Annotated in this window: 21 protein-coding genes and 3 pseudogenes; 9 read left to right on the top strand and 15 right to left on the bottom strand. The window is 40.1% G+C overall.

The features are described from left to right. The 7 genes from ACHA8N_RS00360 to ACHA8N_RS00330 all read right to left on the bottom strand — a co-directional run. Positions 1-212, bottom strand: a 212-nt coding sequence (locus ACHA8N_RS00360; protein WP_393964381.1) for a hypothetical protein, incomplete at its 3' end; no start/stop codon positions are given. 16 nt (positions 213-228) lie between these two features. Beyond that, complete coding sequence (locus tag ACHA8N_RS00355) at positions 229-483, bottom strand: hypothetical protein (protein WP_393964380.1); 255 nt, start codon at positions 481-483, stop codon at positions 229-231. Between the two features lie 12 nt (positions 484-495). Next, positions 496-2,862 carry a VirD4-like conjugal transfer protein, CD1115 family gene (locus ACHA8N_RS00350; protein WP_393964379.1) on the bottom strand — a complete coding sequence of 789 codons (2,367 nt, stop codon included), beginning with the start codon at positions 2,860-2,862 and terminating at the stop codon, positions 496-498. Positions 2,863-2,887: 25 nt separating this feature from the next. Then, complete coding sequence (locus ACHA8N_RS00345) at positions 2,888-3,979, bottom strand: hypothetical protein (RefSeq protein WP_393964378.1); 1,092 nt, start codon at positions 3,977-3,979, stop codon at positions 2,888-2,890. Positions 3,980-4,072: 93 nt separating this feature from the next. Then, complete coding sequence (locus ACHA8N_RS00340; protein ID WP_051523810.1) at positions 4,073-4,297, bottom strand: TrbC/VirB2 family protein; 225 nt, start codon at positions 4,295-4,297, stop codon at positions 4,073-4,075. Between the two features lie 14 nt (positions 4,298-4,311). Continuing rightward, positions 4,312-4,500, bottom strand: coding sequence for a hypothetical protein (locus tag ACHA8N_RS00335; protein WP_393964377.1), 189 nt, complete (start codon positions 4,498-4,500; stop codon positions 4,312-4,314). Between the two features lie 350 nt (positions 4,501-4,850). After that, positions 4,851-5,339, bottom strand: coding sequence for a helix-turn-helix domain-containing protein (locus ACHA8N_RS00330; protein ID WP_393964376.1), 489 nt, complete (start codon positions 5,337-5,339; stop codon positions 4,851-4,853). A 465-nt stretch (positions 5,340-5,804) separates the two neighbouring features. Here ACHA8N_RS00330 and ACHA8N_RS00325 point away from each other — a divergent pair, with 465 nt between their 5' ends. Then, the gene (locus ACHA8N_RS00325; protein WP_152539579.1) at positions 5,805-6,302 is read left to right on the top strand and encodes a zinc metalloprotease; all 498 of its coding nucleotides are present in this window, start codon (positions 5,805-5,807) and stop codon (positions 6,300-6,302) included. Between the two features lie 22 nt (positions 6,303-6,324). Continuing rightward, positions 6,325-6,918 carry a hypothetical protein gene (locus ACHA8N_RS00320; RefSeq protein WP_393964375.1) on the top strand — a complete coding sequence of 198 codons (594 nt, stop codon included), beginning with the start codon at positions 6,325-6,327 and terminating at the stop codon, positions 6,916-6,918. 531 nt (positions 6,919-7,449) lie between these two features. Here the strand turns inward: ACHA8N_RS00320 and ACHA8N_RS00315 are convergent. From ACHA8N_RS00315 to ACHA8N_RS00305, 3 genes are read right to left on the bottom strand one after another with little or no spacing between them, the layout of a single operon-like run. After that, the gene (locus ACHA8N_RS00315) at positions 7,450-7,575 is read right to left on the bottom strand and encodes a hypothetical protein (RefSeq protein ID WP_393964374.1); all 126 of its coding nucleotides are present in this window, start codon (positions 7,573-7,575) and stop codon (positions 7,450-7,452) included. Between the two features lie 27 nt (positions 7,576-7,602). Further along, complete coding sequence (locus ACHA8N_RS00310; RefSeq protein ID WP_393964373.1) at positions 7,603-8,640, bottom strand: type II TA system antitoxin MqsA family protein; 1,038 nt, start codon at positions 8,638-8,640, stop codon at positions 7,603-7,605. Between the two features lie 50 nt (positions 8,641-8,690). After that, the gene (locus tag ACHA8N_RS00305; protein WP_133208764.1) at positions 8,691-9,101 is read right to left on the bottom strand and encodes a type II toxin-antitoxin system MqsR family toxin; all 411 of its coding nucleotides are present in this window, start codon (positions 9,099-9,101) and stop codon (positions 8,691-8,693) included. Between the two features lie 206 nt (positions 9,102-9,307). On the opposite strand from ACHA8N_RS00305, the gene ACHA8N_RS00300 reads away from it, so the two are divergent. The 3 genes from ACHA8N_RS00300 (at position 9,308) to ACHA8N_RS00290 (ending at position 12,578) form a co-directional block, all read left to right on the top strand. Then, positions 9,308-10,162, top strand: a complete 855-nt coding sequence (locus ACHA8N_RS00300; protein ID WP_119924048.1) for a ParA family protein — start codon at positions 9,308-9,310, stop codon at positions 10,160-10,162. A gap of 3 nt (positions 10,163-10,165) precedes the next feature. Beyond that, positions 10,166-10,537 carry a DUF5388 domain-containing protein gene (locus ACHA8N_RS00295; RefSeq protein ID WP_119924047.1) on the top strand — a complete coding sequence of 124 codons (372 nt, stop codon included), beginning with the start codon at positions 10,166-10,168 and terminating at the stop codon, positions 10,535-10,537. 706 nt (positions 10,538-11,243) lie between these two features. Beyond that, on the top strand, positions 11,244-12,578 hold the full coding sequence (locus ACHA8N_RS00290) for a primase C-terminal domain-containing protein (protein ID WP_393964372.1): 1,335 nt from the start codon (positions 11,244-11,246) through the stop codon (positions 12,576-12,578). Here the strand turns inward: ACHA8N_RS00290 and ACHA8N_RS00285 are convergent. Next, positions 12,578-14,275: pseudogene (locus ACHA8N_RS00285) on the bottom strand (DUF4158 domain-containing protein); the annotation flags it as partial. The gene ACHA8N_RS00290 and the pseudogene ACHA8N_RS00285 sit on opposite strands and share 1 nt — an antisense overlap. A 30-nt stretch (positions 14,276-14,305) precedes the next feature. Beyond that, positions 14,306-14,860, bottom strand: coding sequence for a recombinase family protein (locus tag ACHA8N_RS00280; protein ID WP_393964371.1), 555 nt, complete (start codon positions 14,858-14,860; stop codon positions 14,306-14,308). 270 nt (positions 14,861-15,130) lie between these two features. Here ACHA8N_RS00280 and cadC point away from each other — a divergent pair, with 270 nt between their 5' ends. The 3 genes from cadC to ACHA8N_RS00265 all read left to right on the top strand — a co-directional run bounded on the left by cadC (position 15,131) and on the right by ACHA8N_RS00265 (position 18,448). Then, on the top strand, positions 15,131-15,499 hold the full coding sequence (gene cadC, locus ACHA8N_RS00275) for a Cd(II)-sensing metalloregulatory transcriptional repressor CadC (RefSeq protein ID WP_003322301.1): 369 nt from the start codon (positions 15,131-15,133) through the stop codon (positions 15,497-15,499). After that, complete coding sequence (locus tag ACHA8N_RS00270) at positions 15,492-17,663, top strand: heavy metal translocating P-type ATPase (protein WP_393964370.1); 2,172 nt, start codon at positions 15,492-15,494, stop codon at positions 17,661-17,663. Before cadC ends, ACHA8N_RS00270 begins: the two co-directional genes overlap by 8 nt. A gap of 116 nt (positions 17,664-17,779) precedes the next feature. Then, positions 17,780-18,448, top strand: coding sequence for a CadD family cadmium resistance transporter (locus ACHA8N_RS00265; protein WP_003322298.1), 669 nt, complete (start codon positions 17,780-17,782; stop codon positions 18,446-18,448). Positions 18,449-18,502: 54 nt separating this feature from the next. On the opposite strand, the pseudogene ACHA8N_RS00260 reads toward ACHA8N_RS00265, so the two are convergent. After that, positions 18,503-20,056, bottom strand: a pseudogene (locus ACHA8N_RS00260) (IS3 family transposase). Between the two features lie 129 nt (positions 20,057-20,185). Then, positions 20,186-20,346 (bottom strand): annotated as a pseudogene (locus ACHA8N_RS17555) (C39 family peptidase); the annotation flags it as partial. 316 nt (positions 20,347-20,662) lie between these two features. On the opposite strand from ACHA8N_RS17555, the gene ACHA8N_RS00255 reads away from it, so the two are divergent. Then, positions 20,663-21,022 carry an abortive infection family protein gene (locus tag ACHA8N_RS00255; protein ID WP_393964369.1) on the top strand — a complete coding sequence of 120 codons (360 nt, stop codon included), beginning with the start codon at positions 20,663-20,665 and terminating at the stop codon, positions 21,020-21,022. Positions 21,023-21,039: 17 nt separating this feature from the next. On the opposite strand, the gene ACHA8N_RS00250 is transcribed toward ACHA8N_RS00255, so the two are convergent. Beyond that, positions 21,040-21,141: a helix-turn-helix domain-containing protein gene (locus tag ACHA8N_RS00250; RefSeq protein ID WP_393964383.1), complete on the bottom strand. Its 102-nt coding sequence runs from the start codon at positions 21,139-21,141 to the stop codon at positions 21,040-21,042. Between the last annotated feature and the right edge of the window lie 19 nt (positions 21,142-21,160).

Below are 21,160 nucleotides of genomic sequence, written 5' to 3'. Positions count from 1 at the left end.
GCTACGGAATCAAATTTACTTTGATATGAGCCGATATCTCCGTCTTCTTCTTTTAAAATCAATAGGAATCCTTCTTGTTTTCCATCCATTAGATTTTCTACCTTGGATAACTTTACTTGATTCGCATGACTAGAGTCTTCAGTTTCACTACAACCGACTAAAAGTAACGCAGAGGAAATCAATAGTCCGGAGAGTACTCGTTTCGCTTGCATGCCTCCACCCCTTTTCCTATGATGACACCTGTTCCAGATCCGTTAAATCGCCATTACTAACGTGGACCCGAAAATCGAATGTGTCTATAAGCGTAACAGTTTTTCGGTCGCCTGAGTCTGGGTCTTCTTCCTCAAATACGACGAGAAAGCCGTCCCGGGTCTGGATGTTCAATACTTCACCGCGACGGAGGCGTTTCTTGTTCTCCTTGATGATGGTCGCGATGACACGGAGTTCGCGCTGGACGCGTTCCGTGCGTGTCAGTTCTGTCATATGATGCCCTCCTTAGACGCCATGACGGAGTTTCTCGAGTCGTTTGCTGATGATCGTCTTCAAAAAGTGACGCTGGTTGTCCGTCACAGGAATCGTCTTATCTAAAATCCCTTGCTCGAACACTGTGATGGATAGGGTGTCGTATTCCGTCGTCTCGAAGATCGAGCGTAGGATTTTCGGTTGCAGGACATCACAGACGCGCCATTCTGTTGCTTTCGTTGTCTCCTCATCCGTCTCAACCGTTTTCGATGCAACTGAGGCGCCCAGATGGAAGGGGACACGAAGCGTATTCAGGTCGAGATGCGCATGTGCGCAGGGAATGACGAGATCGTTGATGGAACGGTCCGTATTAAAGTCATCTGCCAAGTATTCATAGCGGTATTTCATCGCCGTCCGTCCGGTCAGGAATAGCGGGTAGGACTGGATTCGTTTCTTTTGCTTGTCTTGTCGTTTGATGACCCGAATGATCAGCATCTCGCCTTCCTTCAGTCCCATGACTTCTGTTGCCGTCAGCAAGCGCCGGCCGTCTACACTTTCCGTCTTCGACTTCGAAAGCGAGAAGGTCTGTCCGGAACGAGACTTCGTGACGATCGTCTGCTCGCCGAGTTTCTTCGAGATCAATTCTGCCGTCGACTCATCTGCTGTCAATAGATAGTGCGTGTTTCCGCAGTTCCCGTCGATGGTCTTCCAATCCTCTCCGTAGAGGTTCTCGAGTTGCGCGTAGGACTGGATGACGAGGTTGAAACGAATGTTCCGACCGAGACAGACGGTGATGATGTTCGCCATCCCTTCAATCGCTGGCATGTTCCCGAATTCGTCGAGCAAGAAGATGACCTGGCGTTCACAACGTCCGCTCGTCGCTTGTGAGGCGACACGAGCGAGTGAGGTGTAGACTTGTTTGACGTACAGTGAGGCGATGACGTTTAACGTCGAATCGTAGTCCGGGACGATCAGGAAGACGGCAACGGGACGCGGGTGCTGGCGAATCTCCCGGATGTCGATCGGGGCATCCGTCGTCCAGTCGAAGATCCCGTCTGCCTCGTCTGTCCAACCCGTGAGTGTCACGGTGTAACGTTGTCCCTCATTTTCTATGAGGATTTCGTTATCAACTTCGAGGTTCTCTTCGTGATGGAGTACGAAACTCCCATCGTCGTCCGTCGTCAAGGCGAGCTGCTTCCCACTTGGAAAGTAGAACGTCAACCGGGACAAGGGAAGCGCACGTCCTCGGATCCAGCGGTTGAAGCCGATCAGTTTCATATCAAGGGAGTTCTGTGCCGTCAAACGTGCCGTCGCATCAAGAGTAAAGATCCCGAGCTTGGCATTCGTATTGGCAAGGATACTCGCGCGTGTCTGCCCCCCGGAAAAATGAAGCGTCGCATACTGCATACGTGCCGGATGATTCTCCGGGAACGACGCGAAGAAGGAGTCGAGTGCCGATTGTTCCTGTCCCATTCCATCAGTGACCGTGCGTGAGCCGAGATCGGATAACATCAAGGCGACGTTATACATCGTGATCTTCTTCGGTTCATGTTTGGCTTGTTCGCATAATCCAAGAATCAAGGCGGTGCAGAGATCCGTTGAGGAGTTACTCCAGAACGGGTCCTTCGCCTTCGGGTCATGATAGAGCATGTAGGCGACCGAGCGAGCATATTGCTGAGCGAGCGAATAGTTCTCGTCCAGATACGCGTCGATCGTCAGTTGCAGCAGGTTATAGGACATCGATTGCGACGGGTTCATCAGATTGAGAACCTCGACCTGATACCCGCGCGCCTCGAGTGTCTCTTTGGAGGCAGCGAACAGTTCGCCTTTCGGATCATTGATGATCAGGCTCGCTTGGCGTTCGGCACGGCTGTAGAGGTCGATCGTCGAGAAGACGAACGTTTCGCCTTTCCCGGACCGGGTTGTCCCGATGACGAGATTGTTGACGGCACTATCATCGATATACAGGCGATCACGATAGCGACCGACCGGGACGCCACCGGATCCCGTGTACGTCTCTTTACGGTCTGGCACATCCCGATACTGTTGCTTCAACTCTTGGAACGTCGTGAAGCGGGCACTTCCTTTCTGTGCTGCCTTGAGATCGCGGAAGTTGAGCCAATACTTCAATAAGAGAAAGCCTCCTAGGAGGAAGCAGGCACCGAACAATACGAACGCGAGGGAGGTCGACCAGGCCAGGGTCGTCCACCAACTCGATTCGTATTGAAGGGGGGAACCGGTCGTCAACTTCCCGTCCTGAAAGAGATTTTGGACTGTCTGCTGTAGGAACTGAAACGCCACATTGAGTACTAAGAACAAGAGAATCGGTAAAACAATCAAAAAGGCAAGGCATCGCCACAGCCAAGCGGAGGTAGCGAGGGAACGAAGTGAAAAGTTCATCATTATTTCATTCACCACACTTTCATTAAAGAAGAGCTGAGGCTTGTCTTTGCTTCGCTTCGAGCGACGCATTGAGCTTCTCGAGCTCTTTTTTGTCCGTCTTCTCGGATAACTGTCGTTTTTGATCTTCGAGTGCTTGAATCTCTTCATCCAGTTGGGCAAGTGTTACCACTTGCTGTTTCAATTCTTCGTTTTGGACCAGCTTGACGCTTTCTTGCGCCTTCGTCACATCTTTCAACGCGATGTAGGCACGTGTCTTCGCCTCCTTGCGCGCGGTCGTCATCTCGACGTCCGGGATGGAGACCGCACGTTTATAGTCTTTCTGCAGGATGGCGAGATCGAAAGCCCCTTCATCCGTCGGATGGACTGCTTGGAAGGCTTGTAACGTCTCCTGACGGTCTGTTGCGAACGGCTTCGACTGCATGATGATCGTCTCGACATCGATCGGATCGTTCGTCACAGCAACCGCCTGATCGTAGTCTTCTCTTTCGACGTACTGGGTAATCAGGAACTGTTGTTGTTCGTTACTCAATGACTTTTGTTTTTCCAGACGTTGTATGAGTGGATCGGTCTTGCCATTTAACGCTTCTTCATAAAGCGGTTGCCAATCACCTGACGATGCGCGGACACTGCTTGGTGGGTCCGGCTGCACGAATTGTACAACGGATAGCGCCCCAAGAAGCAACAGACTTACACCACTGACGCCATAGACGAGACGACGCTGTCCGCGACGTAAGCGGGAGATGTGTGTCATATCCGGATGTTGCTGAGTCGCTGACGTCGTCATCGTCTTGTAGGATTCCGGCGTCAAACGTTCCAGATTCTCGAGTAATAGGATCTTCTTCGTCGCATCCTCCTTCCGGATTCGGATGCGTGGGATCCTTTCCTTCAGCTGTTGATACAGGTTTGGATAGGTCGTGTCACCAAACTGGAACGTGCCTTTATAGACGAGCTGATCGGCATCATCGAAGATTCGGAACTCGCTCGCAAATCGTTCATTCGCTTGCTGGGCTTCCTGATGAACTTGGGTGGATAATAAAAGCGCCTCCTCATACGGGAGACGCTCGTAGTTCGGGAAGGCTTCTTTCGCTACATCAGTGAAACGGACAAAGAGCATAGATTCTCCTCCTTTGAAGCAAGACATCCTATATGAAGGCAATAAAAAAAGCCATCCAGTTTGGAATGACGGTCTGTTTGATTGCTTGTTAGATTAGAATTTGATGTTGTCGTTGACCATCTCCGCGAGCGTGACGGCGCCCATGATGATGATCAGACCAACGGCACCGCCGACGAGCCAACCCACTGCCTTCGATCGCCCCCGGTCTCCACCGAAGATGAAGTAGAAACCAGCAACTACGAAAGCGATCGCTGCCGCGATGACGGCCAGCCCCTGAAAGAACTGAAGTAAACTAAGTCCTGTCTCATTCAAACCCATCTGTGTTCCTCCTCTCAATCCCGTGACGCGGTAACGGACGATGTGACGTTCAGTTTTGAGTCGAGTGCTTCTAAGATTAGTTCCTGATTCTCTTGGATGACGAGTTGATGTTGGGCGTCGAGCCACTCCTCATAGTCTTTCCCTTGGATCCGGAGCAACTTCTCCGCAAAGGTCTTATTCTGCTTCTGTTCACGTGTCGGCATGGCGTACACTCCTTCCTTGAAGTCGATGCGCAGCAGCACATCCTTAAGGACAGTCGGAGTCAAGCAAGGCGGTGGGTTTATAGCACGTTCCCCCACGAACTCTGACATCCGATATCGGACGTCTGTTTAGGGTTTTTCGATGACCCTCAACGAATACGTGACCTGTGGGCGAGTTTTAGGCGACTCTCGCCGAACCATTTCTGCGTATATCCCGCTCATCCGGTCACACATGAGGGACACGCCGGTATGTGATTGGAGTGACTGTCCTTAGCGATATGCTGCTACGGTCATCAATTCCTTTGGTTATGGTTTCGTGTTATTTCATAAGTAGATCCCTATACATAGATGGTTTATTGATGGACCAGTCTGCGACGTGAGACATGAATCAACTCATCATTTGGGTGCTTCCGTTTTGCAATCACTTGATTCTCTCCGACGACAGTACGGATCCGGTAATAGAGTTGCGCAATCTCTTTGGTCTCCTTACTCTCTTGCTCGATCGCAATTCGACCATGCAGCTGGTATATCTTGCCGTCGAACGTGCGAACGGAATCCGCAAGCGGCAGTTCTGCTAGATCAAAACGTTCTTGCTTCAGATTCGACCAATTCCGTTTCTTCTCCGTCCTTAAGTCGAATTCATCCCAAGGTATGGATCCTAACGTCTGATCACAGGCTGCTGCAAGGATTTGGACGTCAAGGATAGAAGGAAGCGAACGATTCCGCTCATAGGCGCTGATTGCTGCCTGCGAGATTTCTCCATACGTCTTTTCTGCCAACTCTACCTGACTCCAACCATGTTCTAGACGTTCACGTCGTAACCACTCTCCGAATCGGTACATAATCATGCTCCTTTCCTTCGAGAACCACTGTGTGACAATGTTTTCCTGTTGATAGTTAGAATATAGCAGATTGTTCTGTTAATTCAATTCTTATTTTGATATGTCAAATACTTTACAATTGTCGATTGATGTCGAAACAACTAATGACAAGGGAGCAAGAACTAATAAATTTGAAAATTGCTGAATGTGTAGCAGAATTGTAAAAAACAAATCCAAAAATCCATATCGAATTTAAAAAGACAAATGGGGTAAATAAATTATAAAGATAGAAATATTTACTACTTTACTTTTATTCACGTAAATCTTTTTTTTGAATTTCCTTCTCTTTATGAGTAAAAATATACATGCTTAAGTAAATAAACAGATATCTGAGGACTTAAGAACTATTTAGTTAATTTTTAATATTATGTAAAATTAAGTTATTAATTTCTTGATAATTCAAATAACTTATTTGGGAGCAAATCCATGCGAAAAACTGTACTTGCACTATCAGTAGTAGCAGCTACACTTATTCTTCCTTCAAATGTCGATGCTCATTTCTTAGGACATTCCTCTGTAGATGGGAAAGAAATCAGATGGGGTACCGCAAAAGGTACAACTGGATGGACTACAGCACGAAATCACTCAATTAGTGTATGGAATACGATGGGGACTATTAAAATCGCAGGAGACACTACTTCAACTGTTGAAGATTTATCTTTTAAAGATGTTGATCGGAGCGATGTGACTTGGAGTGGCAGTCATTCCCCTCAAACTGGAGCAGACGTCATCTCCTACAATGATTATTATTTTTATGACTTTACGAGTTCTCAAAGAAAGCACACAGCACTTCATGAAATGGGACATGCTCTTGGATTAGATCATCATGGACTTGCTGGAAACGTGTTGAGATCTGGCTTTTACAGTTATGAAGTTTTAGGTTCGCACGATAAGTCAGATTATCGAACTCTTTGGGGCTATTAATCTGATATAAGGAGCGTTAACTATGAAAAAATTCTTAATAGGTTCAATAGCAGCAGTTATTGGCCTGACTGTTTATGGATTTGATCATTATCAATCAGAAAAGAAGCCGGTCAAAATTGTTAATGCATATTTAAATGAAGTGGCTGATTTTTCTGATGATCGAATTTTAGTTGGTGCTGCTCAAAATGTGTTTGTAGGAGAAGTTATCAAAGAAGTTGGGAGTAAACGACTTGATGGAACACCAGAAACACAGTATTCAGTAAAAGTGCATAAAAATTTAAAGGGAAAGTTAAAAGGAGAAGTCATTGTTAATCAATTTGGAGGATATGATAAGGATTCGGAAGGAAATAGCGTTTTGATTTTATATAATGAAGATGAAATGTTAAAAGAAGGTTGTCAATACATGTTTGCTACACGTTATTTAGAATCTGAGGACTGGCATACTGCAATTACTAACCAAGGTACGGTAGAACTTAAGAATGCTGAAGAAGAAAGCACTTCAGTTAGAAAGATTGTGAGTGCTTTAAAATCACCTATTGTTCCGGAAGCTATGAAAAATAAAGAAAAGTACAATAATCGTAATAAAGGCGATAAATCAAAATTAGATAAGGAATGATTAAAACAGTAGGGGCTTCTTTAATTGAAAGAAGTCCTTTTATATTGTACAAGTTATCATTGCCAAGTTAGAGCATATATAATATAAAAGAATTTTATTTATTATTAATGTAAAAAAACTTGCGGAAAAAAATCAGCGAAACTATTGCTTGAAATGATAAATAAGTAATGAGCAGCTTCTAGAACTGCAAGCGTAAAAGTAAAGAAGGTTAGGACGTCTACTTTTTTTATTTCATTTACATGAAGATAATAGTATATGTAGGTTGCTAATAAAACGTATCCAACCATTTTTGCAGATACAATGTATAATTCGCTGAGATTACTCATATTAAATGATTGTCGTGGTAATAGAACCTTAATTAAGATGCCAGCTAATACAATACCTATAGAAAAATGTATCACCGTATCAAGTTTAGTTATATTAAAACTTACTATTTGAGTGAGCATCATATTTGTTACAACTCCTTTATGTATAAAGAGTCTACCAAAAAACAAAATTAGTTTTTTGGTAGACTCTTTATTTATGTGATGTTCAATGTTTAGAATCTTGATGTTTTTTGAGTGTTTTACCAGCGTTACTTTTTTGAGATTTCGAGGCACCTTTACTGCTTAAGGTTTTACCTGCTTTACCCACTTTACCGCCCGAATGTTTAGCCATTTAGAATCACCTCTTTAAATAATTTATTTATAGTGTATTAATTAATTTAATGGTCTCTGCAAATTCATAAGAAATTATCTCTTTCTCTTGAGTTTGCTGCCATGCGTCTTCTTCGTGAGAAAAATTACTGATATCTCGTGATCCGTAATTAGAGAAAAAGGTTTGAACACTGTCCATGATTTGTAATTCTTGTTCGGAAAAAAGCGTTAAGTTGATAGGAGTATTAGATTTTACAAGCATTTTTGTATATCCAGAGCTTATATCTTCTTCTTCATTAATCAAAATATAATTCATGCTTGTTCCACAGCCCAAAATCGTATCATGTTCGACGGGGACAGGACCAAATTCTTTATGCCAGTAAGGAGTTCCGCTGATAGATAGTTGATTCTTTTGATACATAAGAAAATCTGAGTACCATAATAACTTCATTAATTTCGTTTTAAGAACTCCTCTTTCCGAGAAGAATAGAATCATGTTAAATAGCTTTTCAGGATTGAATCTGGAAAAACCGTTCAATACAGATTGATCATATTTAGTATATAAAGTGTGGAGTAAATCAAAGTTAGATTTTATTAAACTGTCCTGTTTTATATGTTCCAATTTCTTTTCAATAATATGTTGTTCTTCTTCTGAGAACTTCGTTTTAGTATCTTCATAAAATTTAATGATATTTGCGGGATCTTGAAGCAGCATTTTTAAAATGCTTAATTGTGTACCATCAGGCAAAGAAGCACCTGTTTCATACCGTTTTATAGTTGCTTCCCCCATATTTAAAACTTTTGCAAATATTGATTGAGTGAGTCCTGTAGACTTTCTGATGGACTTTATATCCTGAGGAGTAAAAGAATGTCTTTCCTGATATAATCGGCTCAGTTGTTTTAAAGTATCGTTAGCAGTTTTCTCATCGTATACTTCATGACCACATTCAATGCATTCTGCGTATTTTTCAACAATATCAAATGCTTCTTTTCTGAAAAATCGAGTAGTATTTCTCTCCTTGATGACGACATCAGTTTCTGTGTTACATTCCTCACAAAATCTGCGCTCTCCCTGGTTTTCGCACATAATAAATTCCTCCAAAGTTTTTAAGTTAAATAGAAAAATATTTCTATTTACTAAGGGTAATCTTCGTGAAATGACAAGCACACACATTGTTGTGAAGATGGATCAATCTTCAATTTGATGTATGTCACCGTCTCGTTAATGTTTTTTTTGAACACCCAAATGACTTTTCCTTGAGATTGATATTTGTAGTCTTCCTCAGGACCTTGAAAGTAATGCTTACTTTCTAATTGTAGAATTTCTTTCCAGGCTTCCTCGATGGTTGTTAGACCGAGATTACTTAAATGATGTATATAATCGTGACCTCGAATGTCTTTGCGCATAACAAAGCGTCGCTTTCCACTCTTAATCAACGTTTTAATTTCTTCAAGAAAGACTTCAAGAGAAGTAACTTCTTCATTTACTAAAGATGTTGCAGCATTTTCTTTCGCGGACCGTGAACATTCATTATCATCATTTACCATAAGTAAACCTCCGTTACGTTGAATAAGTTTCTTCTTAAAGAAGAGTTCCGTTTATAGTATCATTTGATACTTTTTAATAGAATACCATGAAACCTAAAAAGTATCAAATGATACTTTTTAGGTTTTTCCTGTTTCAATCTACATGTAGACTTAAGCAGGAAAGATTGATATTCTTTTAAGTATTAAGTGATAAAGGAGCAATGATCATGGCGACGAAACTAGATTTGTCTCAACGCAAAGCAATCACGGTTACGTTCGGAAACTTTAAAGGTGGTACCGGTAAAACGACCAATAGTACGATGTTAGCTTACGCGCTTGCCAAAAAGGGTTACCGCGTCCTACTGTGCGATCAGGATCCGCAAGCAAATGCCACGGCACTGTTTTTAAAGACCAAATCAATGCTTGAAGATGAAGTGTTTACGTTTGAACAGACGTTAATGGCTGCCATGCAAGAAGGTGACTTAAGCAAAATCGTTACTGAGATTAAGAGTAATCTTTATCTACTCCCTTCTTTCAGCGATTTCGCTCAATATCCTAAATTTCTTGAGAAAAAATTTGAGAATGAAGTCGATCGTATTACATATCTCTCGACATTGCTTGAGCCATTAAAAGATGACTTTGACTTCATCTTTATCGATGTGCCGCCAACGATCTCTATTTATACTGACGCTGCTCTCTATGCATCGAACTTCGTTGTAGTGGTTTTACAAACGCAAGAACGTAGTCTACAAGGGGCTGAAGTCTTTACACAATACCTTCAGGATCTATTAAATGACTATGACACGGACTTTGATGTTCTAGGCATCTTACCGGTTCTTCTGAAAAATGGAGCAGCTGTGGATCTTGCAACTCTTGAGAGTGCAAAAGAAATCTTCGGAGAGAACAACTTGTTCGAAGGGGTCATTAAAAACATGGAACGCTTAAAGCGTTATGATGTCGAAGGAATTAAAGAAGATGATATGCACGATCGTCGTGTCATGAGCACATATGATTCAGTGGCTGATGAATTTTTATCACGACTTGAGTATGAATTAGCTTATGCAGAACAAGAGGTGGAATAAAGAATGGTGAATAATCAAAATCAACCTCAAAGAAAGCGTCTACTTGAGCGTAAATCAGTGGCTACACCACAGAAGACTTATTCTCCGGAAGACGTAGTAGTTGAGAGTAATCCAATTGAATCCAAAGAAGAGGTAACTCAATCCAAGCGTAAAAAGACAACACAACGAGCAGTGACAAATGGAAGTACAACCGTTCGTGTGTCCACAAACACTAAAAATCAATTGGCTGCGCTGGTTACGATGGGAATGGGAGAGTCAGTTGACGCAGTCATTTCGACGTTCATTGACGACTACGTCGAAGGTATGGCGAGTGATCAGAAAAAAGAATACCAAATTCTGAAAGACATCATGATGATGAAAACGCGCAAATCATAAAAGAGACTCTGCTGAGAGTCTCTTTTTTTAGGAAAAAATAACACTAAAAACTGATCAGTCCAAACACGTCTACATGTAGACGCATCTACAAATCTACAAATCTACATGTAGACGCATCTACAAATCTACAAATCTACATGTAGACGCATCTACAAATCTACAAATCTACAAATCTACATGTAGACGCGACGTTTTTTGAATCCATTGGTACGTAAGGGATTAGACGATGTCCGATGACATCTACATGTAGACGCATCTACAAATCTACAAATCTACAAATCTACAAATCTACATGTAGACGCATCTACAAATCTACAAATCTACATGTAGACTAATCTACAAATCTACATGTAGATTTCAAACCTAAGCTTATAAAAAAACCTGTTGTGAAGCCGTTTTTTTTATGAAATGATACAGATAGTTGTAAACAGAAAGCATCTCTTCACGCAAAAAAATCTGATAACAAAGGTTATCAGATCCTTGATGCAACTGACCCGCCAGTCAGGAGTGCATCGATTAAACATCGCGAGCAGCACAGAAAAAAGAATCAAAAAATAACTCTTTACGACGTGAAAAAATTCACGCTTCATTGAGGGCTCTTTCTTATGCACTGAAATTAACTTCAGTGTAGCATGACGCAATTTTAGAGACAATTCTTTTTCGACATAAAACTAAATCATAGATCAATCAGAAAGGAGGAAGACGAATGGAGTCTTTACGTCAGTTGTATCGTGATCAGTTAACGGAAGCACCAAAGCGCGCGTCTCAAAAAGAACAAAGCGGTCCAAGCAACCATTTAGGTTGGGTCTTTGTTTGCAACGACTTCGCGCAGCCAAAAGCAGTCCGTACATACAGCTCATTGTTTCAAGCACAAGCTTCAGCAACGTACTTCACACCGAATACATTCTATCGTAACGATCAGCGTCATGCGGGAACGTTGCGCTGGCTAAATGCACTTGTCATTGATATTGACGTCAAGATTGCCAAGAACGCTGGCATGATCTATCCGGATGTGATGGAAATGGTCACAACAGCAGGTCTTCCGACTCCTTCTTTGATTGTCCAAACGCCATCAGGTGGCTTCCATGTGTACTGGTACCTGGCGGAGCCACGTCGTGCATTTCCAAAAGTCGTAGAACATTACAAACGGATTCAACAAGCGATTGCTGAAGAGCTGTCAGGTGATCTACAGGCTGTAGGTGCTGAACGGTGGTTCCGTTTACCGACGCCTCAAAACACTGTACATCGGTCTGCAGAGCGTGTTTCTTTTGACGCGCTTTGTAATTGGTATTCGGAGCGCAATGAAGAGCTATTACATCAACGAAAAGTCATGGTACGTAAGCAAGACATGATGCAACATCCTGCGATCCAGTCCCTCCTTCAAGGTGTTGAGCAAGGACGACGTGATAACACATGCTATACCTTGGCATTAGCTTTCAAAGCGACAGGATACTCAGAAGAAGATACGCAAATCTATTTGTATGCTTGGAATGAACGAAATACACCGGCTATGCGTCAGCTTGATGTTAAGCGAAAGGTTAAGAGTGCCTTTAAAGAAGGCGCACCACTAGGTCCTTCTGCGTACTGGATTGAGACATTGTCTGGAATGGAGTTTAAATATCAACTTTGGGAAGGTGCAAAGCCGCGAGAAGAGCGTACATATAGTCATTTAGAAGAGTGGAAAGAAGACGTCCTATCTATTTTAAGAGAAAATGGAGGGGTTCTTTGTGGTGCACAGCGTGACATTGCGAAGATGATCTGTTCTTCAGTAGACAGATCTAAAACGCTCTCATACGCGACATTTAAACGAGTAATTGAACTCTTGATTCAAGAATGCTTGATCGAGAAGACGGTTGAAGGAAGAGGTCGTGCAGCTTGTACAACGATCAAGATAATAAGTTATAACAACGTTATTCAGTTCCCCAACATAATCAAAAGTAATGGGCTCAATCCGTATACATTTATAGATACGGTGGTTGGCGGGTCTCTTTATCAGAACTACGGTACTAGAAATAATATTGATTGTTCTAATACTACTTAGAGAGATTTGGCATCTTCCGGTGTATCTTTCTCTAAACGGTCAAGTCGTATCCTTGACTTGTCAATACTTATTCCCTCAAGAGAATCTATGTTTTCCAATATATAATCTAATCTTTCATTTAAAGCAGTATTTCTCTCAATTATATATTCTTGAGCGGACATACCAACAGCTAATCTATTGCCTGTATTCTTAGTTTCATCCCAATTATCTTTAGTGACTAAGTATTCTTCAAAATCCTTATGTAACCTGCTTCCAGCAACCCATATATCTCCTGAACGGATATGGTTTTTTAATTCGGTTAATGCTGCTAATTCATAATACTTTCGATTAATATTTCCATCTTCATCATAGACATGTTTCTGCCATCTCTTTGGCACAAAATCCAATGGCGCGCCTTCGGGAATATGGCGTTTCTTATTATTGTTAATTTCACGCAAGACATTTAGAGCGCGCAATAAAGGCTCAGAACCCTGAGTCGTACGGAACTCCAATTTACTGAGAAGTACCGGTGTATACTTTCTAAGGTAACTAAACCGGGTGACCAACAAATCTAAGTAATCGTAGTCCATAGGACGAGCTAAACGTTTTGCTTCTTCTATAGAATCAACAATCCTTTCCCAAGGCATTATTTTCTCTAATACTTCAAATGGATCTAGCTCTTCATTTCGTGCTTTTACTAAAGCTTCACCAATATCCGCAAAGTGCAGTACTTTTTCATTGATAGATTTTCCATTTTGCTTTTGCAGTTCTTCTTGTGCTTTTCTACCCTTTGACTGTAAGATCATAATTTGGCGGTCATGAATTTCGATAGCTTGATCGATTAGATCTTGACTAAGAGTTAAAAGGTGAGCTACAAGAATAGCGTACCTTTTATTCTCATTAAACCTCCGAAAGGAATGAGGGTGATATCGGGCGCCTAGCCTAGCAAGCTGAAGCAGCCTATTCGAGTGAATATTTTCGGACTCTGTTGAAAGATTTAATAAACGAACATATTCTAATCTCTCAATTACTTTTAAAAAAGCATCTGGTGATGACTGACCTGGTATTTCCCTTAGCCATCCAAGCTTAGTTTTGGATTTATCGGAAGGGGTATCAATTAATTTCTCCAATTGTTGTTTTTGCCATGGAGATAACGGTTTATAGAGTGAATTATATACTTTCTCCTCTGCCCTTCGCCTTGTTTCCCATACTAATCTTTCAATCGTTGTCATAGCAGGCAGAATGATTTTTCGTTTTTGCATTTCTTCTAAAGTCATCCTTATTAGGAACAGTGCATTTGAATTTTTAATTGCATGGGGGAGTAATGCCTGTGAAATAATCCGATATGACTGTGCTGAAAAATTAGAAAAACCATAATAATTTCGTATTTCCTCCATATGTTCATGTTTCGTTTGCTCTCGTTCAGAATATAGCTTAAATTCACTTGCATCTACTTGTAACTGATTAGCAACATAGTTTATCACCTTATCAGGAACATTCTTGATATCTGAAAGAGACCAACCAGGGTAACGAAAAAGACAAATTTGAATAGCGAATCCCAATCGATTATGATCTCTTCTTCTACGTCTTATTACCTCAATATCATCTTGTGTAAGGGTATAGTAATACGCTAATTCCCAATTAATTAAAGTAGACGGGATTAACAAAAAATCCTTTCTTTGATCAGGTGTAAGTAGTTCTCTTGCTCTTAGATACACAGGAAAATCCCCCTAATCCAACCCGAAGGTTTAATTTTTTTCTAAAGCTCGATACAACACTGATTTACTAACACCCGTCATATCCGTAATTTCTTTGATGCTATATTGTTTAGATGAATGTAGTTTTAAAGCACGTTCCACCAACTTGGGGTCTTTGGAAGGTCTCCCCCCATTTCGGCCTCTCATTCTTGCAGATTGTAATCCTGATTTTGTACGCTCACTGATAATATCTCGTTCTAGTTCAGCAATATTCGCCATTGTTCGGAAGAAAAAACGTCCCATAGCTGTTGATGTATCAATATTATCCTGTATGGAAATAAAATTGACCTCTTTTTCTTCAAAGGTTTCAACCAATTCAATTAGATGTTTTGTAGACCTTGAGATACGATCCAACTTATAAACGACCACAGAATCACCTTTACTTATAGCCTTTAGGAGTTGTTCTAATTCTGGACGTTCTTTTCTCGTTCCAGTTATTTTCTCTTTGTAAATAACAGCTGCGCCTGCTTTTTCTAAAGCATCAATTTGAAGATCTAAAATTTGATCTTGAGTAGAAACACGAGCATATCCAAAAACTTTTCCCATTAAATTCCCTCCCCAAGAATAATTGTTCCCTAATTTGGATTATAAGTAAATTTTAGGGAAGATGAATATGGGAAGGGTTTAGGGATTAGAAAACGCCAAAAATCATGTGTACTATAGATAGGTAAAGTTTTTCCCTTAAACATTCGTTAACGGGAATTACTATTAGAAAAATCATTTTATGTTTTTCATTCAAATATTCACTTGAATATTAACCAAGGGAAGGTATATACTATATTCAAGTGAACACTTGAATATCAATGGGGTGATAATGTGAATAAGAAAGATACTTGTGAAATTTTTTGTTATGACGAGGAAAAGGTCAATCGAATACAAGGTGATTTAAAAACAATCGATATTGTTAGTGTTGCCCAAATGTTAAAAGCAATTGCGGATGAAAATAGGGCAAAGATTACCTATGCTTTGTGTCAAGATGAAGAGTTATGTGTGTGTGATATAGCAAATATTATTGGTATTACGGTGGCAAATGCTTCTCATCATTTAAGGACCCTTCATAAGCAGGGGATTGTAAGATATAGAAAAGAAGGAAAACTAGCGTTTTATTCGTTAGACGATGAACATATTAGACAAATAATGATGATTGTACTAGAACATAAGAAAGAAGTGAATGTCAATGTCTGATCAAAAGGCAATAACATCTGAACAAGAAATGAAGGCCTATCGTGTACAAGGTTTTACTTGCGCAAACTGCGCGGGTAAATTCGAAAAAAATGTAAAACAGCTATCTGGAGTTGAGGATGCAAAAGTAAATTTTGGTGCATCTAAAATTGCTGTTTATGGTAATGCAACGATAGAAGAACTAGAAAAAGCAGGTGCATTTGAGAATCTCAAAGTGACACCTGAAAAATCTGCTCGCCAAGCATCACAAGAGGTAAAAGAAGATACGAAAGAAGATAAAGTGCCGTTTTATAAAAAGCATAGTACTCTACTTTATGCTTCCTTATTGATTGCCTTTGGTTATCTTTCCTCGTATGTGAATGGAGAAGAGAACATTGTTACTACCTTATTGTTTTTAGCATCCATGTTTATCGGAGGATTATCACTTTTTAAAGTTGGTTTGCAAAACTTACTACGTTTTGAATTTGATATGAAAACCCTTATGACAGTGGCTGTTATAGGTGGTGCTATTATTGGAGAATGGGCAGAAGTTGCCATTGTTGTTATTCTCTTTGCAATCAGTGAAGCACTTGAGCGATTCTCTATGGATAGAGCAAGACAATCGATTCGTTCATTAATGGATATCGCTCCTAAAGAGGCACTTGTTAGACGTAATGGACAAGAAATAATGATTCATGTTGATGATATTGCTGTTGGGGATATCATGATTGTAAAACCTGGTCAAAAGATTGCGATGGATGGTGTAGTTGTAAGTGGGTACTCTGCCGTTAACCAAGCAGCTATTACAGGTGAATCAGTCCCTGTCGAGAAAACGGTTGATAATGAAGTATTTGCAGGTACCTTAAATGAAGAAGGATTACTTGAAGTAGAAATAACGAAACTTGTAGAAGATACAACAATTTCTAAAATTATTCATCTTGTAGAGGAAGCACAAGGGGAACGTGCTCCTTCGCAAGCATTTGTTGATAAATTCGCAAAATATTACACACCGATTATTATGATCATTGCAGCATTAGTTGCTATAGTCCCTCCATTATTCTTTGATGGCAGTTGGGAAACATGGATTTATCAAGGATTAGCTGTTCTTGTTGTTGGTTGTCCTTGTGCGTTGGTTATATCGACTCCTATTTCTATTGTTTCAGCGATTGGAAATGCTGCGAAAAAAGGGGTCCTTGTAAAAGGCGGAGTGTATTTAGAAGAAATGGGCGCCTTAAAGGCTATTGCATTCGATAAAACAGGAACATTAACAAAAGGGGTCCCAGCTGTAACTGATTATAATGTGTTGAACAAACAGATAAATGAAAAAGAATTACTATCCATTATTACTGCATTGGAGTATCGTTCTCAGCATCCTCTTGCTTCAGCCATCATGAAAAAAGCAGAAGAAGAAAACATTACTTATTCTGACGTACAGGTAGAGGATTTCTCTTCTATCACAGGAAAGGGTATAAAGGGTATCGTAAACGGGACGACTTATTACATCGGTAGCCCGAAACTCTTTAAGGAATTATTGACTAATGATTTCGATAAAGACTTAGAGCAAAATGTTACTACTCTTCAAAATCAAGGTAAGACAGCCATGATTATTGGAACCGAAAAAGAAATACTTGCAGTTATTGCAGTTGCTGATGAAGTTCGTGAGTCAAGTAAGGAAATTCTTCAAAAGTTACATCAACTTGGAATCAAAAAAACAATTATGCTTACTGGTGATAACAAAGGCACTGCGAATGCTATCGGAGGGCAGGTTGGAGTATCTGATATAGAGGCAGAATTAATGCCACAGGACAAATTAGACTTTATTAAACAGTTGAGATCCGAGTATGGCAACGTAGCAATGGTAGGAGATGGGGTCAATGATGCACCTGCATTGGCGGCCTCAACAGTTGGGATTGCAATGGGTGGAGTTGGTACAGACACAGCCTTAGAAACTGCAGACGTCGCTCTAATGGGAGACGATTTAAGAAAACTTCCATTCACTGTAAAACTTAGCCGGAAAACTCTTAATATCATCAAAGCTAACATTACTTTTGCAATTGCTATTAAATTAATTGCCTTACTATTGGTTATCCCAGGTTGGTTAACGCTCTGGATTGCCATCCTTTCTGATATGGGCGCAACCCTCCTGGTAGCTCTAAATGGTTTGCGACTAATGAGAGTGAAAGAATAAAGGAAAAAGTGCTAAAAAGGACTCTTCCAGACAGATGGAAATTCCTTTTTTAAAAAGGACTCATTATTAGTATAACTTCTAAATATAATAAAAAATCAGTTAGTGAGTTGATGTAATTGACTTTAATTTTGAACGTTATTTCTGCAATAGGGGCATTTATAGTTACCAATATTGATGATATTTTTGTTTTGATGCTGCTATTTTCACAGGCAAAAGCACAGGTGAAAACGAGTGAAGGTTTAAAAGGTAACCAGACAGAGAATAAGCATATATCCCCTAAGGATATAATTATTGGACAATATCTAGGTTTTACCTTGTTAGTAGTAGTTAGTCTCTTAGGAACTTTTGGAGTTATGTTAATTCCAGAGAAATGGGTAGGATTACTTGGACTAATCCCAATCTATTTAGGGATTATGTTGTTTATAAAGGGAGAAGATGAGGATGAAAATGCAATTCTTTCAAGTTTAAATTCTGGAAAGTATAATAGTGTCTTTTTAAGTGTAGCATTTATAACATTTGCTAATGGCGGAGATAACATTGGAATATATGTTCCTTTCTTCTCTACTTTAACCATGAACCAACTAGCAGTAACGGTTATTACTTTCTTTATTATGGTTGCGATTTGGTGTTTTATTGGATATCGTTTGGCAGCTTTTAAACATGTCTCTGAAACCTTAGAGAATTACGGTAGATGGATTATACCCATTGTCTTTATTGGTTTAGGAATCTATATCATGGTGGAGAACGAAACTTTCAGTGCCCTTTTGAGTTTAATAAATTATTAAAAAATAATCTGAACTGCCCCCCGTCAAGTAGACAGTGGAAATAATAAAAGTGATTTAAGCGGCTTTCGCTCTATATTCTTTAGGGCTGAGGCCGTTTAATCGTTTTTGGTATCTTTCGTGATTATAAAAATAGATGTACTCATTTATGGCAATGTTAAGTTCTTCAAAGGTCTGATACTTATGTAAATAATACTTTTCACATTTTAACGTGCCGAAAAAAGATTCCAATGGTCCATTATCAATACAGCGACCAACCCGTGACATACTTTGAGCCATTCCTGCCGCCTCTAATTTACGCTTGAACGCCTTAGAGGTGTATTGGAATCCACGATCACTATGAATCAGTGGGTGTTCTTGATGCAATCGTACGATTGCCTGGTCAAGCGTTTTAAATACCAGTTGATTATTATTAGAGTGTCCCAGCACATAGCTAATAATGGATCCGTCATAAAGATCACTGAGATAGGCCTTCTTAGATAGGCCATATTTAAATTCTGTCACATCCGTTACCCATTTCTCATTCGGCTTTTCAGCTGTGAATTCACGGTTTAATACGTTCTCTGCCACATGTTGAGGGGCAGAGGGTTTATATCGCTTTTTTTTGACACGAATGACAGAGCGTAAGCCAGCCAGTTTCATCAACCGATAGATTCTCTTGTGATTTAATGTCTCTTCAAACGTTCTATTCATATGAAGGGTCATCTGACGATAACCAAATATGCCCTCTACTTTTTGATAGAGCGCTTTGATCTCTTCAGTGATTTTCTGGTTCAGTCTTTCTCTGAACGAAGGGGTACGATTAAGCCATTTATAGTAGGCAGATCGTGCAATACCGGCAATGTCACAAAGCAGGGAAATGCTTAACCCTTTTTCCTGGTGAAGCGCTTGAATCGCAAGATACTTATCCTCAAATCGGATCTGACTTATTTTCGCCTCCTTTCGATCTCTTCTAACTTTTTTATGAATAAAAGCTCTGCACGTAATCGATCATTTTCTCTTTCTAACGCTTTCATTCTAAGATTCGCTTTATCTTCTGGCGTGAGTTGATCTTCCTCTTTCTTGTGCCCACGCTTATCCTTCAGTGCTTCATCTCCACCATCTTCGTACTTCTTCACCCATTGATAGACCTGTTGATAAGAAACCTGATGAGTAGAAGCTGCTTTTTGATAATCTTTTCCGTTCTTCAGACATTCAAGTACAATTTGTATGCGTTCATCCCAAGTTGTTTTTCTTCCTTCCTTTAGCCATAGAGCTCGTCCTTCCTTTTGAAGTATCTTTTAACTCTCTATGACTAGTATAATGGTTGATCCACCTTTGAAGGACACTTCTACTTGAGATTTCATATTTTTCAACAAGATCCCTTTGAGAATATTCCCCTGAGAGATAGTCATTTACAGCTGCTTCTTTTAACGCTTTTGAATATGGCTTCCATGTGGTCGAACGTTGTAACCCTTCTATACCGTACTTCTCATAAAGCTTCATCCACTCACTTAATGAATCCTCGTTAATATTGAAGTATGTGCAGAGCTCTTTTACAGTGCACTCTCTCTTTTCATAGGCTAGTAAAACGTCAGTTTTAAACTCAAGAGAATAACGTTTATAAGACATAGAAAAGCTCCCCCCCCTAGGCAAACAGATTTTTGTTTTAATCTGTCTACTTAGAGGGGAGCATATCATAACAGTTGGGACTTTTGTTTTTCTTATTTACAAATAACGGAACCTACCTTAACCAACTAACTATTGGATATAAGTAATTGCTTGTCTACCCAGTTGCACCCATGCAGCTTCAAAGTCTGCTATTTTGGCCTTTTTATTCTTTGTGTTTGCTAGTGGATCACTAAAGTAAATATAGCATTGGTCATATCATATCCTGTTACTAATACAGAGTGCAGCTTATGAAGCCCTATTAGATTAATTTGCAACACAGGTGAAATAGAAAAAACTGAGGAGTTACCACAAAGGAACCCTAAAAATGGTAAGTACCAGCATGTTTGGATTGATTGCATGAATAATCAAATGGAAATATGTCTGGAATTATACAGATAATAAAACTACTATAATAGTTACTAATAGGCCTATGATTTCTTAGCGTAGGAATCATAGGCTTATTTTATGTCGAAATTTGCTTAGCGTGGGTTTTATGTCAAACTGTTGGTGGTACCCCAATATGAAGAAGCATTACTTAAATATATACGTCGTGCCAAAAAAAGGTCTATGGATGCTGCTTTGCTTGTTGGAACAAGTAAAGATTTATTAGAAGCAGTCTCTTATCACGTGATTTTAAAAAAGATGGGAACATACAAGCAAAAGCATTTTCCTACCCTTTTAGGTCTGGCTTTCAATTGTTTGGGTATGACTACACCAGCGGATAAAGGAGAATTTTCTCATGTGGAAAGAATGGAGTCTTCTTTCTATGAACTAGGCTGTTCGATAAATAATTTAAGAAATCGAGAAGGGACTGGTCATGGAAGACCGTTTCTTCCGTCAATAGCAGATCATGAAGCGACTGCAGCGATTGAATCAATGGGGATGATCTCTGAGTATATGATGAAGAAACTTGAACAGAGTCATTAACCAAAACAAGCAGAACTTCATTTACGTTGTTCTGCTTGTTTTTTATATTTATAGAATGTGGCACGTGAGATATTCAAAGTACGAGTGATGTCTTCAACAGTCATATTCGCTTCATACATCATAAAAGGGGTACAGCCA

The organism is Exiguobacterium sp. S22-S28 (assembly GCF_043359615.1).
Taxonomy (GTDB): domain Bacteria; phylum Bacillota; class Bacilli; order Exiguobacteriales; family Exiguobacteriaceae; genus Exiguobacterium_A.
The sequence above is the reverse complement of the archived record's forward strand: the minus strand, read 5'-3'. Positions and strand labels throughout refer to the sequence as shown.

Coding starts and splice junctions, on each gene's coding strand:
- ACHA8N_RS00320 (WP_393964375.1), top strand. CDS start 6,325: ATGAAAAAATTCTTAATAGGTTCAATAGCAGCAGTTATTGGCCTGACT.
- ACHA8N_RS00255 (WP_393964369.1), top strand. CDS start 20,663: ATGGATGCTGCTTTGCTTGTTGGAACAAGTAAAGATTTATTAGAAGCA.
- ACHA8N_RS00280 (WP_393964371.1), bottom strand. CDS start 14,860: ATGGGAAAAGTTTTTGGATATGCTCGTGTTTCTACTCAAGATCAAATT.
- ACHA8N_RS00290 (WP_393964372.1), top strand. CDS start 11,244: ATGGAGTCTTTACGTCAGTTGTATCGTGATCAGTTAACGGAAGCACCA.
- ACHA8N_RS00355 (WP_393964380.1), bottom strand. CDS start 483: ATGACAGAACTGACACGCACGGAACGCGTCCAGCGCGAACTCCGTGTC.
- ACHA8N_RS00350 (WP_393964379.1), bottom strand. CDS start 2,862: ATGAACTTTTCACTTCGTTCCCTCGCTACCTCCGCTTGGCTGTGGCGA.
- ACHA8N_RS00250 (WP_393964383.1), bottom strand. CDS start 21,141: ATGTATGAAGCGAATATGACTGTTGAAGACATCACTCGTACTTTGAAT.
- ACHA8N_RS00305 (WP_133208764.1), bottom strand. CDS start 9,101: ATGGTAAATGATGATAATGAATGTTCACGGTCCGCGAAAGAAAATGCT.
- ACHA8N_RS00300 (WP_119924048.1), top strand. CDS start 9,308: ATGGCGACGAAACTAGATTTGTCTCAACGCAAAGCAATCACGGTTACG.
- ACHA8N_RS00345 (WP_393964378.1), bottom strand. CDS start 3,979: ATGCTCTTTGTCCGTTTCACTGATGTAGCGAAAGAAGCCTTCCCGAAC.
- ACHA8N_RS00340 (WP_051523810.1), bottom strand. CDS start 4,297: ATGGGTTTGAATGAGACAGGACTTAGTTTACTTCAGTTCTTTCAGGGG.
- ACHA8N_RS00310 (WP_393964373.1), bottom strand. CDS start 8,640: ATGTGCGAAAACCAGGGAGAGCGCAGATTTTGTGAGGAATGTAACACA.
- ACHA8N_RS00295 (WP_119924047.1), top strand. CDS start 10,166: ATGGTGAATAATCAAAATCAACCTCAAAGAAAGCGTCTACTTGAGCGT.
- ACHA8N_RS00330 (WP_393964376.1), bottom strand. CDS start 5,339: ATGTACCGATTCGGAGAGTGGTTACGACGTGAACGTCTAGAACATGGT.
- ACHA8N_RS00335 (WP_393964377.1), bottom strand. CDS start 4,500: ATGCCGACACGTGAACAGAAGCAGAATAAGACCTTTGCGGAGAAGTTG.
- ACHA8N_RS00325 (WP_152539579.1), top strand. CDS start 5,805: ATGCGAAAAACTGTACTTGCACTATCAGTAGTAGCAGCTACACTTATT.
- ACHA8N_RS00315 (WP_393964374.1), bottom strand. CDS start 7,575: ATGGCTAAACATTCGGGCGGTAAAGTGGGTAAAGCAGGTAAAACCTTA.
- ACHA8N_RS00270 (WP_393964370.1), top strand. CDS start 15,492: ATGTCTGATCAAAAGGCAATAACATCTGAACAAGAAATGAAGGCCTAT.